We start from the raw sequence: 13,772 nt of genomic DNA, 5'->3' as shown, positions 1-13,772 counted from the left end.
TCCCTTTTCAGTCTGTGATGGCGTGGAGTCGGGGGTGATCGGCCGCGGCGGGACGAAGCAGGTCCGCCCATTGATCCGCGACCGGGCTCAACCGGAATTCCGGCCGCGCCGCGGCGAGGGGGCGCAGGCCGGTGGCCTCGCGCCACTGCAGGATCTGCGCGGCGACGGCGGTGCCGTCGGCGGTGTCGATGCATTGGCTCTGATCCGAGGCGACCTCGTCATTCGCGCCGAGGCCCCGGTGAAGCAGCGCCGGACAGCCGACGGCATTGGCCTCGGCGATCACCAGGCCGAAGGTCTCGGCGAACTGGTCCTGCGGGTAGAACAGGCAGAGCGCGCGGCGCATCCAGCCGATCAGGCTGGACGGCTCGAGCCGCCCGAGCGGGATGACCCCGTCCGGCACGGGCCCGGTCGACCATGCGAGGTAACCGGGGTCGGCCACGGCGAGCCGCAGCGCGGGCAGTTGGCGCTTCAGCGCCTCGAACCTGCGAAAGACCTGCCCAAGCCCCTTGTGGGGCGAGGAGGCGAACAGCAGCAGGTCGCGATCGCGCGGCGTGTCGTCGGGGTGAAGATCGTCGGCGATGGGGTTGTGGATATGACCGATGGCGGGCGCATCGGGCCCGAGGAACCCGCGCAGCCAGTTGGCATGGGTGGCAGACACGCAAACGAGCTCCACCCCGGCGGCGCGCAGGGCAGGGGCCAGCGCCCGGTTGTGGCGACCGGGAAAGACGTGCTGCCAGACGATGACCCGCGCCCCGGGATGCAGGCGCGCCAGTCTGGGCGCCACCTTCCAGGAATTGATCACGACGATGGTTCCCGGCGCCTCGGGCAGGGGATGGCTGAGGTCGAGCCCGCCGTACCTGACGCCGCCGGTCAGCGCATCGTGCCACAGCCTCGCGGATTGGCGCACGGTGACACGACGGGCCGGGGCCAGGCGCTCGGCGATGCGCACCAAGGTCGCCTCGGTCCCGCCAAGCCCGCTCAGCGCGCCCGGCGCCCCGCTATAGGGGCGGGGCGCGAGCACATCGACGAAGGTGATCCCGCCGCTCATGCCACACGGTCCCGAGGCGCGGTCAACCGGGCCAGCGCGCCGCGGTCACACAGGGCCGGGTTGGTGCAGGACCGGATGCTGATGCCGGAAAGGTCGATCGGCACCGGATCGACCTCGCGGGTGGCGAACCAGCGGGCCACCGCGTCCCAGACCCGCTTGCGATCGGCAATGCGCTGCGGGCTGTCGTAATCCGTCGCGCCCGCCTGGGTCAGGCTGTCGGGGGTCTCGATCTTGGTCAGCAGGATCTCGGGAATGACCCAGAGCACCTCGCCCGCCATGATCAGCCGGTTGCGGAACTCCCGGTCCTCTTCGATGCAGTCCGAGAATCCGCCGAGCCGGTCAAAGACCGACCGGTGAAACAGGCCGGAGTTCACATGCGTCCAGTCTCCCGGCACGCCGGCGGCCATCTGCAGATTCGGGAAGAAGTCGTCGACGAGGCTGAGGGTGCGGCGGATCTCGACGCGCTCGCCATCGGGCAGGATGAGCTCATGGTGGGACAGCACACCGCCCACTTGGATGCGTGTTTCAGGCTCCCGGCCCGACAGGCGCCAGTTGAGGCAGGGATGCGCGCCGATGGTCTCGTTCCCAAGAACGCGCGCCTGCCGCATGACCTTGTCGCGGTGGGGCAGGTCATCGGAATCGTGGAAGGTGATGGCGTCGGTCGTGCTGAGGGCGATGCCCACGTTCTTTGCCTGCGCGGTGCCGACGTTTCCGACAAGGCTGACGCCGACGAACCGGGGATGATCGGCGTATCGCGCGAGGACGGCGCCTGTCTCGTCGCGGGATCCGTCATCGACCACCATCACCGTGGTCTGGGGGTGCGACTGCCCCAGTGCCGCCTCGATGGCCTGCGGAAGCGTGAGGGCGCGATTGTAGGTCGGAATGACGATCGTGACGCTCGGTGTCATAAGATGGTCCTCAGGCGGTGGCGGGAAGGGCGGAGCGGTAGGCGACCAGTCGGCGGCGCGTGGCGAGGGACAGCGGATAGGGCAGCGCCACGAGGACCGCGCCAAGTGCGGCGGCGGCAGGCAGGTGCGGGATGGCCAGCAGGACGCCTCCGCAGAGCGCCAGCGCAGGCAGCATCGGCCCGACGGCATCGGAAGCCTGACTGACGTCCTTCGCGGTCCGCTGGAAACTGCCGGGCCGGCCCATCAGGGCGTCCACGGTCCCTAGCGCCGATGGCAGGATCATTGCGGCCCGCGCCGTCAATGCCACCCCGAAAGCCCTCACCGACGGGCGGCCGCGGGCGACCATGCCGAGGACCATGGGCAGGCACGCCGAGAGGTACACCAGCACGAGGCCGATCCCCGACAGCGTGACCAGCAGGCGGCTTGCCTCGACGTGGTGCCCCAGCGCCAACGCCGCGCCGCCGCCGATCAGCGTGGCGGTGCAGGGCAGCGCGAGGTTCGTCCAGGCGGTGAGCTGGGCGAAGAGCTGAAGCGTCGTGCGCCCCGGAAGCCCGCCGAAGACGCCACGGGCCGTGTCGATGTTGCCAGCCGCCCAGCGATACCGTTGCAGGCTCAGGCCGCCAAGATCGAGGGGCAGCAAACCGCGTCCGACGATCCGGTCCACGAACCGCCCGCGATACCCCATGCGGTGGAGGCGCAGGCCAAGCTCGGCATCCTCGGTGAGGCTCCGCGCGCTCCATCCGCCGACAGTCTCGAGCGCGGGCCGACTGATGACGCTGAGGGTTCCGGTCAGCAACATCGCCCCTGCGAGGTTCGCCTGCCGTGCGTGGCGCAGGAAATAGTCCGCCAGCTCAAGTGACAGGCCCTGAGCGGGGCCCGCGTCGCCATGGTAGGCCTGCGGGAACTGGACGAAGGCGTCGCCGCCGCGCTGCAGCTCCTGGGCCGCGATGGCTAGGAAATCCGGCGTGACCTCATAGTCGGCATCGACGACGACGACGTGGGTGGCGGCGGGGCTTGTCCGTGCAAGCGCGATATTGAGCGCGCCCGCCTTGGCCCCGGTGACGCCCTCTTCGTGGTAGAAGCGGAACGCGGGGCCGAGGGCGTGGCACAGCGTCTCGACCGGGCGCCAGAGTGCCGGATCGGCGGTGTTGTTGTCGAGCACGATGACCTCGAACTCCGGGCAATCATCCTGCCGCGCGAAGGCATGCAGGGTGCGCGCGACCACGGCGGAGGGTTCGCTATGGGTCGCCAGATGCACGGAGAAATGCAGCCGCTGTGACGCGGCCGGCCGGGGTGCCGCTTCGGGCGCACGGCGCTTCAGGCCAAACCCGGCATGGAGGTTCAGCGCCCCGAGCATGGCCTGCAAAAGAATGGCCATCGCGACCACCGGAAGAGCCAGTGTCGGCAACAGCATGGCAAGCGCCATCAGTCCCAAAAAGGCGCATCGCCCGTCGGGTGGTGACATGGTGTGGTTCCTTGTGAAGCGCGCCACCGTTCGGTGGGAGGCAGCGCTGCAAGGAAAACTGCGGCTTCGATCCAAGGTTCCGGCAACATTTGTTACCTTGCGCGGCTTCGCGCGCACCGCTTTTGGCGCGGCAGAATTTCTCCTGCGTTTTTCGCGCTATACGGGTTTCAGTGCCGTGAGACGCCCGCGAGACCTTTTGTCTTGCGCGCCGCCTGCTGTCTGAAAGGGGGGGCTGATAAAGCCGAAAAGCCGGGTGAGCGAAGAGCGGATCATTCGCTTTCCGGCCGTGCATTGCGGAGCTCTGTCAAGAAAGCGGGCGCTTCAAGCCATGCTCTGAGGGGACGCGCTGGGCACGGAACCGGGAGACGCTCAACCGGAGAGACCGGAAGGAAGGCTTGTCAATTGAGAGACGGAGTCGGTCGCTTTGGGCCTTCGATCACCGGCCCCGGCTGACGACGCTTTGCTGCTCTCCACCGAAATCGCCCGAGAGATGAGCACGGCGCGCGTCGGGCGTTCGCCCAAACTCACGGACCGGCGCAAAGGCCAATCGGGGGCAGGTCGCGGGCGTGGAGGGGAAGGGGCCGTGGCAGGTCACCGACGGCCCGGCCTTTCGCAGGAGATCGGAAGCGTCGGCGAACCTGACGCTTCCGAGGGGAGGGGCGGTCTTACACCGCCTCGTGATTGAGGGCCTCGACCAGGCACAGCAGGGCCATCGACTGGCCGTAGCCCGTCGGCTGGATCGGGATGTCGCGATAGAACTGCAGATCGTGGCCCATGCGCGTGCCATAGGACACCTGTTGCACGACCCCGTCCTTGTCGATGTTGGCGAGGACGGCCTTGAGGGCCTTGATCCCGCCGTCGCGCCAGCGCGCGTCTCCGAGGCCAAGGCGGTGCGCCTTGAGCAGCGCGTAGCCGATCGCGGCCGTCGCGGAGATCTCTTCATAGGAGGTTTCATCGTCGACAAGCGTACGCCAGGCACCGCTTTCGCACTGATAGCTCAGCAGGGTTTCGAGCTGCGACGTCACGATCCACGACAGGAAGCGCTTGGTGGCCGGGTCGAGCTCTGCCAGATCGAAGAGGTCGAGCACGCCGGCGGAAATCCAGCTGTTGCCGCGGGCCCAGCGGGCGCGGGCGAAGTTGTGGTTGCCGTCGAAGGTCCAGCCGTGGAACCAGAGCCCGGTCTCGCGCTCGGCGAGGTAATGGGTGTGCACGAGGAACTGGTAGGCCGCCTCGTCGACGAGCTCGCTTTGGCCGCTCGCCTGACCGTAGCTGGCAAGGAACAGCGCCAGCATGAAGAGCGTGTCGTCCCAGAGCTCGCCTTCGTTGATCTTGTCCGACACATCGTGCTGGAAACCACCGCCCGCGGTGCGCGGGGCCTCGGTGAGCAGCTTCTGCGCCCAGTCGCGCATTGCCGGCTCCCATTTGGGGTCGCGGGTTTCCGACCAGAGGATCGACAGCGCCAGCATCGGCGCTGTCGTGTTCACGTTCATTTTGGGCAGGCCGCGGGAAAACTGGGTGTCGTACCAGTCTTCCAGCAGCGCCCGCGCATCGGCATCCCCGGTCTGTTTCCAGAGCTGCGCGATGCCATAGAGGCCAACCCCCTGCGGCCACTCCCAACTGTCGAAGCTGACGTAGTCCCCCGCTGTGCCATCGAGGTTGGGTTCGTCGAAACGCCCCTCGTCTCGAAGGTTGCGCAGCCCGGAGACGATCAGGGCGATCTTCTCTCGAATGTCGTCTTGCAGGTTCACAGTCTCGGTCATCATGTCGCTATTCTATTCTTCCGGGGGCGGCCCAGTCGGGCGTGCGGCTTACTCGGTTTCGAGGATCTGGGTGAGCACGTCGCCGAAATCGGGATCGTCGCGATACTCATCGAGCAGTGGCATGACTTTCTCGCGGAACGGCGCTTGGTCGGGCTCGACGAAGGTCACGCCCATTTCTTCGGCTTCGGCGCGGGCGTCAGAGATCGCCTCGGCCCAGATGCCGCGGAACGCTTCGGTGGCGTTCACCGCAGCTTCCTTGATGATGGCCTGCTGCTCTTCGGTCAGCTTGTCCATCGCCGCGTTCGAGATCACGAGGAAGTCGGGAACCCGCAGGTGCTCGTCCTGGCTGTAGTACTTGGCGACCTCGCCGTGACGGCCGATGGTCAGCGCAGTGACGTTGTTCTCGGCGCCGTCGATGACCCCCTGCTGAAGGGACGTGTAGATTTCAGCGTAGGGCATCGGGGTCGGGGTGCCGCCCATCATCTCGACCATGCGGATCGAGCTGTTGGAGTTCATCACCCGGATCTTCTCGCCTTCGAGGTCGGCGGGAGTCTCGATCGGCTTGTCGCTGGTGTAGAACGAGCGCGCGCCGCTGTCGAAGAAGGTCAGGCCGGTGAAGCCGCTGCCTTCGGTCGCGGCGTAGACCTCATCGGCCACCGGTCCCGTCATCACGCGATAGAACTGGTCTTCGCTGGTGAAGATGTAGGGCAGGGTGAAAGCCTTGAAGACCGGATCGAAGTTCTCGAGGTTGCCGGCACTCACGCGGGTCATGTCGACGGCGCCGTTCTGCAGCTGCTCGAGCACCTCGCGCTCGGAGCCGAGAACGCCGTTGAGGAAAACGCGGATGGTGACTTCACCGTCGGTTCTCTCTTCCACCTCATCTGCGAACTGTTGCAATGCGGTGCTCGTGGGGTGGTCCTCGGAAAGCGAGTTCGCGAGGCGCAGGCGAGTTTTCGCATCCGCGCTTCCGGCAAACAGGGCCAGCGCTGCGGTCGCGGAAAGGGCAAGTGTCTTGAATGTCATGTCGTCCTCCCTTGGAAAAGCGCCCCCCCTCCAGCGGATGGCGCCGGGTCATCGTCCGGCGTGATGCCGAAGACGCCGGAAACATGAGGATCATGAAAACAAATTGCTATATGTAATTATTTTGCATGCTCGCGTTTTGCTGCTCGCGCTTGGGAAGTGCGGCCTTAAGCCGCTATTATGGTTCGTACTTTTCAGTCATGGCGCGGGGGTGAAGCGAACAGTGCTTGGGCTTTTGGTCTCCCGCTCGCTAAAAAATGCCAAAACCACCACCAGTATGGAATAATTTTTCATGTTGCACGCACGGTTTTCACATCCCAAGGTCGCGCCGGGGCCGCACCGCGGGAGGGTGCGGGAGGAGACCTGTGCCCCAAGGCCCGCCGGAGAGGAGCCAAACACATGCTTTTATTCAAAAAGGGACTGGAGCGCGCGCTTCTGGTCCTGATCTGCGCCCTGCTGGTCATCATGGTCTGCCTGATGCTGTGGCAGGTGTTCACGCGCTACGTGCTGGCGACACCGGCCCTGTTCACCGAAGAAACCCTGCGGTTCTCGATGATCTGGATGGCGCTGCTCGGTACGGCCTACTGCTTCGGGACCCGCAAGCACCTGTCTCTCGAGCTTCTGGTCCATATCAGCCCGCCCTGGGCGCAGAAGACGCTCGGCGTGTTCAACGGGCTGGTGACGATCGCATTTGCCGGGTTCGTCATGCTGATGGGGGGCTGGCACGCCAGCCAGTCGGCGATGTCCCAGCTCTCTCCGATCATGCAGCTCTCGATGGGCCTGATCTATCTCGCAGTTCCGGTCTCCGCTGGGCTGATCATTGCACTGCAGGCGATCAATACGATCCTGATCGCGACCGGCCGCATAAGCCCGGTCGAGCTGCCCGAGGAGGCCGTCTGACATGGATTTCCTGATCGACTACATGCTCGACCCTGCCGGGGCGGCGGTCTCGCTCTTCGCGCTGTTCTTCGGGCTTCTGGCGCTTGGCACCCCGATCTCGATCGCGATCGGGGTCTCGTCCCTGCTGGTCGGCATGGTCTACCTGCCGACCGACGTGATCTTCTTCGTCGGGGCGCAGAAGATGTTCTCCGGGATCGACAGCTTCACGCTGCTGGCCATCCCGTTCTTCGTTCTGGCCGGCAACATCATGAACAAGGGCGGCATCGCCATTCGCCTCATCAACCTCGCCAAGCTGGTGGGGGGGCGTATGCCGGGGGCGCTCGCGCACACCAATGTCATCGCCAACATGCTGTTCGGGTCGATCTCGGGCTCGTCCATCGCCGCGGCTGCGGCGGTTGGCGGCGTGATGGGTCCGCTGCAGGCCAAGGAGGGCTATGATCGCCGGTTCTCCGCCGCGGTCAACATTGCCTCGGCCCCCACCGGCATCCTGATCCCGCCCTCGGGGCCGCTGATCCTGTTCTCGCTGGTGTCCGGTGGCACGTCGATCTCGGCGCTGTTCATCGGGGGCTACGGGCCCGGCCTGCTGATGGGTCTGTCGGTGATGAGTGTCATCACCGTCATCGCGTGGCGCCGCGGCTACCGCAGCGAGGCCAGCACGAGCTTCGGTGAAGCGCTGCGCACCTTCTGGGCGGCTCTGCCGTCGCTGCTGATGGTGGTCGTGGTCATCGGCGGCATCGCCATCGGCGCCTTTACCGCGACCGAAGGCGCGGCGGTTGCGGTGCTCTATTCGTTCCTGCTGTCGCTGCTCTACCGGATGGCCAGCTGGCGCGAGTATGTCGAGGCCCTGGTCTCGTCCGCCGTGACGAGCTGCTCGATCCTGTTCCTGATCGCGGCGTCCGGCATCATGTCCTACGTCATGACGATCGCGGGCATCCCGGACATCATCGCAGAGGGCATCCTGTCGTTCGACAACCCGATCGTCATCCTGCTGGTGATGAACATCAGCCTGCTCATCATCGGGTTCTTCATGGACCTGACGCCCGCCGTCCTGATCTTCACGCCGATCTTCCTGCCGATCGCTCAGGAAATCGGAATTCATCCCGTCCATCTCGGGATCATGATGATCTTCAACCTCGGGGTGGGATCGATGACGCCTCCGGTCGGGAGCGTGCTGTTCGTCGGCTGCGCCGTGGCCGGTCTCCGCATCGATCAGGTGATCCGCCCGATCCTGCCCTTCTTCTTCGCCACGAGCCTTGCGCTGGCGCTGGTGACCTACGTGCCGTGGTTCACCCTGGCGCTCCCGCGCTTCCTCGGCCTCATGTAACCATGATGGGAGACGTCTGATGTCTGCTTTTTCTCTCGATAACCGTCACGCCCTGGTCACCGGTGCCAACACCGGCATCGGTCAGGCGATCGCCGTCGCCCTTGCCCGTGCGGGCGCTGCGGTGACCTGCGTCGGCCGCCGCAGCTGTGCCGAAACCGTCGACAGGATCACTACCGCCGGAGGGCAGGCCACGGAAACGCTCGTCGACTTCAGCGATCCGATGGCGGGCGTGGGCCTCTTCGAGGGGGCCGGGATCGACATCCTCGTCAACAACGCCGGGATCATCCGGCGGGCCGATGCGGTCGATTTCACCGAGGCCGATTGGGACGATGTCATGGACGTCAACGCCAAGGCGGTCTTCTTCACCTCGCAAGCGTTCGCCCGCGAGGTCTTTGCCCGCGGTGGCACCGGCAAGATCGTGAACATCGCCTCGCTCCTGTCGTTTCAGGGCGGCATCCGCGTGCCGTCCTATACGACCTCCAAGCACGGGGTCGCCGGGATGACCAAGCTGCTGGCGAACGAATGGACCAAGAGCGGCATCAACGTGAACGCCATTGCCCCCGGTTACATCGCGACCAACAACACCGAGGCGCTGCGCGAGGATCCCGAGCGCTCCAAGGAGATTCTGGGGCGTATTCCGGCGGGACGCTGGGGCCGTCCGGAAGACATCGGCGAGACCGCCGTGTTCCTTGCCGCACCGGCAAGCGATTACGTCTCGGGCGCGGTGCTGAACGTCGACGGGGGCTGGCTGGCGCGCTGAGGTCTCAGCGCTCGGCAGCGGGCCCGGCGCTCGCGCGGTGGAGCAGTTCGCAGGCCAGCTCGATTCTCCGGGACGGCATGGGAACGCCCGCCGCGCGCAGCTTCACCGTTTCCACCAGAAGATCGAGCGACAGGCTGCCCACGGCCTGCATCGGGATGCGCACCGATGTCAGGGCGGGCGACATGTACTGCCCCTGCGGCAGACCATCGATGCCAACCACGGAGATATCGTCGGGAACCCTCAGTCCGCGGGTCTGCAGCGCCTGAATGGCCCCCGCGGCGAGGATATCCGCCGCCGCGACGATCGCCGTGAACTCCTGACCCGCGCGGAAAGCCTGATCGATCCGGGCCGCCGCGGCTTCGGCGGTCCAGTCTTCCACGTCCAGCTCCAGAGCCCGCTCCGCCCGCGCGCCGAGCGCATCGCGCCAGCCTTCGAGACGCCGCGTGATGGTGCGCCGCCCCGGTCGGCTGAGAAAGGCGATGCGCGCGTGCCCGAGCCGCACCAGATGGCGGGTCGCCAGCGTCGCGGCCGAGCGGTTGCAGGGCGTCACGGAGCTCAGGCACATTTCCGGATCGTCGCCGTTGACCAGAACCGCGGGAATGTTGAGGCCGCGCACGAAGTCGAGCACGGCATCGTCCACCGACACCAGCAAGAGTCCGATGACCTCGTCGGACGCGGCGGCGACGCGCAACTGCTCCATCGCCCTGTCGCCCTGGTAGATGTGGGTCTCGAGGACGATGTCCTGCGCGTCGGCGCGCTCCTGCAGGCCTTCCAGCACGTACATGGTGAATTGGCTGCGCTTGAAATCGATCATCGCCTCTTGCGACGAGACCAGCAGCGCCTTCTTACCCGGCGCCATGCCGGGCAGCGCATAGTTCATCTCGATCGCCGTCGAGCGGATCTTTGCCGCGAGGGCTTCCCGCACGTAGCCATTGCCGCTCAGGGCGCGTGAGACGGTCGCTGTGGAGACCCCGAGCTTGCGTGCAATATCGCTGATCCGGGGGCGGCTGGGGCCTGCCATGAGGGGCGCCTCGCTGTTGGAAACATGCTGAATGTGCGATCCACTGTGCAATAGATTTACATATTGCACAAACGTTTTCCTAGTGGGAAGGCTCGGGACTGAAAGCGCGGGAGGACGCGCTTACGGGAGGATGACGCGTCGCGTCCGGCATTGGCCGACCTGTCGCTGTCCCTCCTCGAACGCAACGTCGCGGGCCGGTGCCCGCGCGCCTGAACGTCGGAAGGAGTCTTTCCATGGGAATGCTGCAAAAATACGGGGCTGGCCCGGATCAGATCGACGCGATGAACACCGATCGCCTGCGCGACAACTTCATGGTCGAAGGGATGTTCGCCCCCGGCAAGATCGGGTTCGCCTACACCCATTTCGACCGCATGATCGTCGGCGGCGCCGTGCCCACGGACGCTCCGCTGTCGTTCGGCGGCGGTGAGGACGTCGGAACCGAGACGTTCTTCGAGGCCCGCGAGATGGGCGTCGCCAACCTCGGTGGGGCCGGCTGGATCGAGGTCGACGGCACCCGCTATGCGCTCGCCAACCGCGATGTGCTCTATATCGGGCGCGGCACCAAGACCGTGACCATGGGCAGCGACGACGCCCAGACCCCGCCCTGGTTCTACATGAACTCGGTGCCGGCAGGGGCCGACATTCCGACCCGCCTGATCACCCGGTCCGAGGCCAAGGTGCTGAACCTGGGCGAGGCCGAGAAGGGCAACGTCCGCTCGCTGGCGATGTACATCCACCCCGAGGTGTCGCCGTCCTGCCTGCTGCTGATGGGCATCACCGACCCGGCCAAGGGCTCGCTCTGGAACACCATGCCGCCGCACCTGCACGAGCGTCGCATGGAAGCCTATTGCTACTTCGACATGTCGTCCGAGGATCGGGTCATGCACTTCATGGGCCGTCCGGACAACACCCGCCATCTGGTGGTGGGCGACGGCGACATCGTGCTGTCGCCGGCATGGTCCATCCACATGGGCGCCGGCACCGGACCCTACGGCTTCGTCTGGGGCATGACGGGCGAGAACCAGGCCTATACCGACGTCGACCCGGTCCAGATCTCGGAGCTGCGCTGAGCCATGCTGACCACCGGAGCCCCGATCCCCTACTGGCAGGTGACCCGGCTTGATGAAGCCGAATACAACGTCGCGGACACGCCCATGGAAGGGGAGATGGATTCCACCTTCTTCCTGACCAAGGACAAGAACTTCATCCCGCACACCTATCCCTGCCGCACCGCCTATATCGAAGAGCGCCGCGGCAAGGAGCTGGCGGCGGAGGATCTTCCCGACTGGGCAGAGGCGCGCAACGTGCTGCCCTTCGGCTCGCCCTTCGTCGATCTCTCGGGCTTCTGGTTCCGGGCCACCAAGGTCCGGGGCTGGGCGCGGACAGCCGTCAAGGCAGAGCAAGGCGGCTTTGCCCGTCTTCGCCTCGGCATTTGTGGTGCCGCACGCGCCTTCGTCAACGGACGGGCCGTGGCGTGGATCTCGCCGGCCACCCGCAACGCCATGGACGAGGTCGAGTTCGACGCCGAACTGACCGAAGGCCACAACGAGATCGCGGTGCAGTTCGAAGACCTCGCGGAGCGCGATGCGGTCATCCGGATCGCCCTCACGTGGCTGGACGGTCCGGCGGCGCAAGCCAGTCACACCTTCCCGGCCTCGGATGATCTGGTGGCCGGCGTCGAGGCGGCGCTCGAGGCCATGCATCTCGACAGGAAACTCTACGACGGGCAGGACATCCACCTGCAACTGCCGGTGCCGTTCCCCGAAGGGGTTCGGGGTCGCGTCCGGGTCGCGGGGCACTTCATGTCGCATGACCACCATGACGTCGATGTCGAGATCCCGGAAGGAGCAACGCAAGTCCGGATCGCGTCGTCCTCGGACTTCCCGGCAGACTACCGGTATTTCGACTTCGCGCTGTCCTGTGGCAGCTTCACGGCGCAGGCGCGTCTCGGCGCCGAGGTCACCTGGCGCAGCGAGACCGGGGCCGCACCCGCAGGCGCGCAGGACCGCATCGCCGAGGCGCTGAACTGGATCGCGCGCCATGGCGAGACCGACACCGAGACGGCGCTGGCCTGTGCTGCGGTGGGCGACGCCGAGGCGCTGACCCGCGCGGAGCAGATCATTACGACCAATCTGCCCGGCATCGAGCGCTGCTTCGACTGTGCCGACTTCGCGCTCGTGCCGCTGCTCTGGACGCGGATCGTCTACGCCGACCGGCTGCCCGCCGCGCTGGTGGAGCGGATCGACGCCGCGACCCTCGACTTCCGCTTCTGGATGGACGAGCCCGGAAACGACGTTCAGTGGTATTTCTCCGAAAACCACGCGCTTCTGTTCCACACCTCGGCCTATCTGGCCGGCAACCTCCTGCCCGACGCGCAGTTCCGCCGGTCGGGCCGCTCAGGACGTGAGCAGAGCCGTGTCGGCTTTGAGCGGCTGACGGAGTGGTTCGATCACTTCGAAAAGGCCGAGATGGCCGAGTTCAATTCGGCGACCTACTTCCCGATCGACCTCAAGGGCATGACGGCGCTGTTCGCGCTGGCTCCGGATGCGGAGATCCGCCAGCGCGCGGGTGCCGCGATCGTCCGGCTGATCACCATGGTGGCGCATTCCGCGCATCACGGCGTGATCACCGGGGCGCAGGGGCGCAGCTACGAGCATTCGCTCTGCGTCGCCGACACGCTCGAGCTGACGGGGCTGGCACGGCTTCTCTGGGGGCAGGGGCAGTACGGCGCGCACGTGAACTGCCTTGCGCAGCTGGCGCTCGCGCTGCGGGATCACGGGCTCGAGATGCCCGACCTCGCCGAGATCGCCAACTGGGAGCGCGAGGACACGGCGCAGGAGTGGACGTTCTGGCAGGGCGAAAACGCCTTCTGCAAGCTCTACCACTACAAGACCTCGGAAACCGCGTTGGGGAGCGCCGCGCTCTACCGCTGGCAGGATTGGGGCTATCAGGAAACCCTGATCCAGGCGCGGATCGGGCGGGAAGCGTCGGCCAGCCTGTTCATCAACCATCCGGGCGAGATCGTTCAGTCCGGCTTCGGACGACCGTCGTTCTGGGGCGGCTCGGCGAGCGTGCCGCGGGTGCAGCAGTATCGGGATCTGGCCGTCGTGCGCTTCGATGGCGTAGCGCCGCAGCCGAACTTCACGCACGCGTGGTTCCCGACGCCTGTCTTCGATGACTGGAGCGTCGACGGGAACCGGGCCTCGGCCAGAAGCGGGCGGGGCGCGATGCTTATCCAGGCATCCGGTCCGTTGCAGCTCATGTCCGAAGGCGGGTCTGCGGGCCACGAGCTGCGTCTGGCGGGGCGCCAGGGCATCTGGATCGTCCGGCTGGGCAAGACCGACGACCTGGCCGGGTTCTCTGCGCAGCATCGTCTCGAGGTGGCCGAAACTACGGACGGCAGCCTGGTGGTCGAGGATGCGACCTATGGCACGGTGCAGTTCCGTCGCGATGGCAAGGTGATCGCCGAGGGCCGGACGCTCGACCCGATGACCTGGACCCTCGAAGGCAACCGGAGCGAAATCCCGCTCTGACGGGCAGGCGCCCGAGGGAAGGCCGCGGCCTTC

The 13,772-nt window shown here is 66.3% G+C and carries 11 protein-coding genes; 5 read left to right on the top strand and 6 right to left on the bottom strand.

Annotation, left to right across the window (positions count from 1 at the left end):
- Positions 1-7 precede the first annotated feature (7 nt).
- The 5 genes from LCM15_RS06480 to LCM15_RS06460 all read right to left on the bottom strand — a co-directional run bounded on the left by LCM15_RS06480 (position 8) and on the right by LCM15_RS06460 (position 6,204).
- Positions 8-1,048, bottom strand: coding sequence for a glycosyltransferase (locus tag LCM15_RS06480; RefSeq protein ID WP_224854508.1), 1,041 nt, complete (start codon positions 1,046-1,048; stop codon positions 8-10).
- On the bottom strand, positions 1,045-1,956 hold the full coding sequence (locus LCM15_RS06475; protein ID WP_224854505.1) for a glycosyltransferase family 2 protein: 912 nt from the start codon (positions 1,954-1,956) through the stop codon (positions 1,045-1,047). Before LCM15_RS06475 ends, LCM15_RS06480 begins: the two co-directional genes overlap by 4 nt.
- Before the next feature lie 10 nt (positions 1,957-1,966).
- Positions 1,967-3,421 (bottom strand): glycosyltransferase family 2 protein, encoded by a 1,455-nt coding sequence (locus LCM15_RS06470; protein ID WP_224854502.1) that lies wholly within the window; start codon positions 3,419-3,421, stop codon positions 1,967-1,969.
- A 665-nt stretch (positions 3,422-4,086) separates the two neighbouring features.
- Positions 4,087-5,184 carry a glycoside hydrolase family 105 protein gene (locus LCM15_RS06465; RefSeq protein ID WP_224854499.1) on the bottom strand — a complete coding sequence of 366 codons (1,098 nt, stop codon included), beginning with the start codon at positions 5,182-5,184 and terminating at the stop codon, positions 4,087-4,089.
- Between the two features lie 45 nt (positions 5,185-5,229).
- Complete coding sequence (locus LCM15_RS06460) at positions 5,230-6,204, bottom strand: TRAP transporter substrate-binding protein (protein WP_224854496.1); 975 nt, start codon at positions 6,202-6,204, stop codon at positions 5,230-5,232.
- 396 nt (positions 6,205-6,600) lie between these two features.
- Here LCM15_RS06460 and LCM15_RS06455 point away from each other — a divergent pair, with 396 nt between their 5' ends.
- The 3 genes from LCM15_RS06455 to kduD are packed head-to-tail and all read left to right on the top strand — an operon-like array spanning position 6,601 to position 9,185.
- Entirely contained in the window at positions 6,601-7,101 is a 501-nt protein-coding gene (locus LCM15_RS06455; RefSeq protein ID WP_224854493.1) for a TRAP transporter small permease, read from the top strand.
- Position 7,102: 1 nt separating this feature from the next.
- The gene (locus tag LCM15_RS06450) at positions 7,103-8,425 is read left to right on the top strand and encodes a TRAP transporter large permease (RefSeq protein ID WP_224854490.1); all 1,323 of its coding nucleotides are present in this window, start codon (positions 7,103-7,105) and stop codon (positions 8,423-8,425) included.
- A gap of 19 nt (positions 8,426-8,444) precedes the next feature.
- The gene (kduD, locus tag LCM15_RS06445; RefSeq protein WP_224854486.1) at positions 8,445-9,185 is read left to right on the top strand and encodes a 2-dehydro-3-deoxy-D-gluconate 5-dehydrogenase KduD; all 741 of its coding nucleotides are present in this window, start codon (positions 8,445-8,447) and stop codon (positions 9,183-9,185) included.
- Between the two features lie 4 nt (positions 9,186-9,189).
- Here the strand turns inward: kduD and LCM15_RS06440 are convergent, their stop codons facing one another.
- Positions 9,190-10,206: a LacI family DNA-binding transcriptional regulator gene (locus LCM15_RS06440; protein WP_224854483.1), complete on the bottom strand. Its 1,017-nt coding sequence runs from the start codon at positions 10,204-10,206 to the stop codon at positions 9,190-9,192.
- A gap of 233 nt (positions 10,207-10,439) precedes the next feature.
- Here LCM15_RS06440 and kduI point away from each other — a divergent pair, with 233 nt between their 5' ends.
- Together kduI and LCM15_RS06430 are read left to right on the top strand one after the other, a co-directional pair.
- Positions 10,440-11,276 (top strand): 5-dehydro-4-deoxy-D-glucuronate isomerase, encoded by an 837-nt coding sequence (kduI, locus tag LCM15_RS06435; protein WP_224854480.1) that lies wholly within the window; start codon positions 10,440-10,442, stop codon positions 11,274-11,276.
- A gap of 3 nt (positions 11,277-11,279) precedes the next feature.
- Positions 11,280-13,739, top strand: a complete 2,460-nt coding sequence (locus tag LCM15_RS06430) for a hypothetical protein (RefSeq protein WP_224854477.1) — start codon at positions 11,280-11,282, stop codon at positions 13,737-13,739.
- The last annotated feature ends 33 nt before the right edge of the window (positions 13,740-13,772 follow it).

The organism is Salipiger bermudensis, assembly GCF_020171625.1.
In the GTDB taxonomy this organism is placed as follows: domain Bacteria; phylum Pseudomonadota; class Alphaproteobacteria; order Rhodobacterales; family Rhodobacteraceae; genus Salipiger; species Salipiger bermudensis_B.
The sequence above is the reverse complement of the archived record's forward strand: the minus strand, read 5'-3'. Positions and strand labels throughout refer to the sequence as shown.

Coding starts and splice junctions, on each gene's coding strand:
- LCM15_RS06430 (WP_224854477.1), top strand. CDS start 11,280: ATGCTGACCACCGGAGCCCCGATCCCCTACTGGCAGGTGACCCGGCTT.
- LCM15_RS06475 (WP_224854505.1), bottom strand. CDS start 1,956: ATGACACCGAGCGTCACGATCGTCATTCCGACCTACAATCGCGCCCTC.
- LCM15_RS06455 (WP_224854493.1), top strand. CDS start 6,601: ATGCTTTTATTCAAAAAGGGACTGGAGCGCGCGCTTCTGGTCCTGATC.
- LCM15_RS06465 (WP_224854499.1), bottom strand. CDS start 5,184: ATGATGACCGAGACTGTGAACCTGCAAGACGACATTCGAGAGAAGATC.
- LCM15_RS06460 (WP_224854496.1), bottom strand. CDS start 6,204: ATGACATTCAAGACACTTGCCCTTTCCGCGACCGCAGCGCTGGCCCTG.
- LCM15_RS06450 (WP_224854490.1), top strand. CDS start 7,103: ATGGATTTCCTGATCGACTACATGCTCGACCCTGCCGGGGCGGCGGTC.
- LCM15_RS06470 (WP_224854502.1), bottom strand. CDS start 3,421: ATGTCACCACCCGACGGGCGATGCGCCTTTTTGGGACTGATGGCGCTT.
- LCM15_RS06480 (WP_224854508.1), bottom strand. CDS start 1,048: ATGAGCGGCGGGATCACCTTCGTCGATGTGCTCGCGCCCCGCCCCTAT.
- kduI (WP_224854480.1), top strand. CDS start 10,440: ATGGGAATGCTGCAAAAATACGGGGCTGGCCCGGATCAGATCGACGCG.
- LCM15_RS06440 (WP_224854483.1), bottom strand. CDS start 10,206: ATGGCAGGCCCCAGCCGCCCCCGGATCAGCGATATTGCACGCAAGCTC.
- kduD (WP_224854486.1), top strand. CDS start 8,445: ATGTCTGCTTTTTCTCTCGATAACCGTCACGCCCTGGTCACCGGTGCC.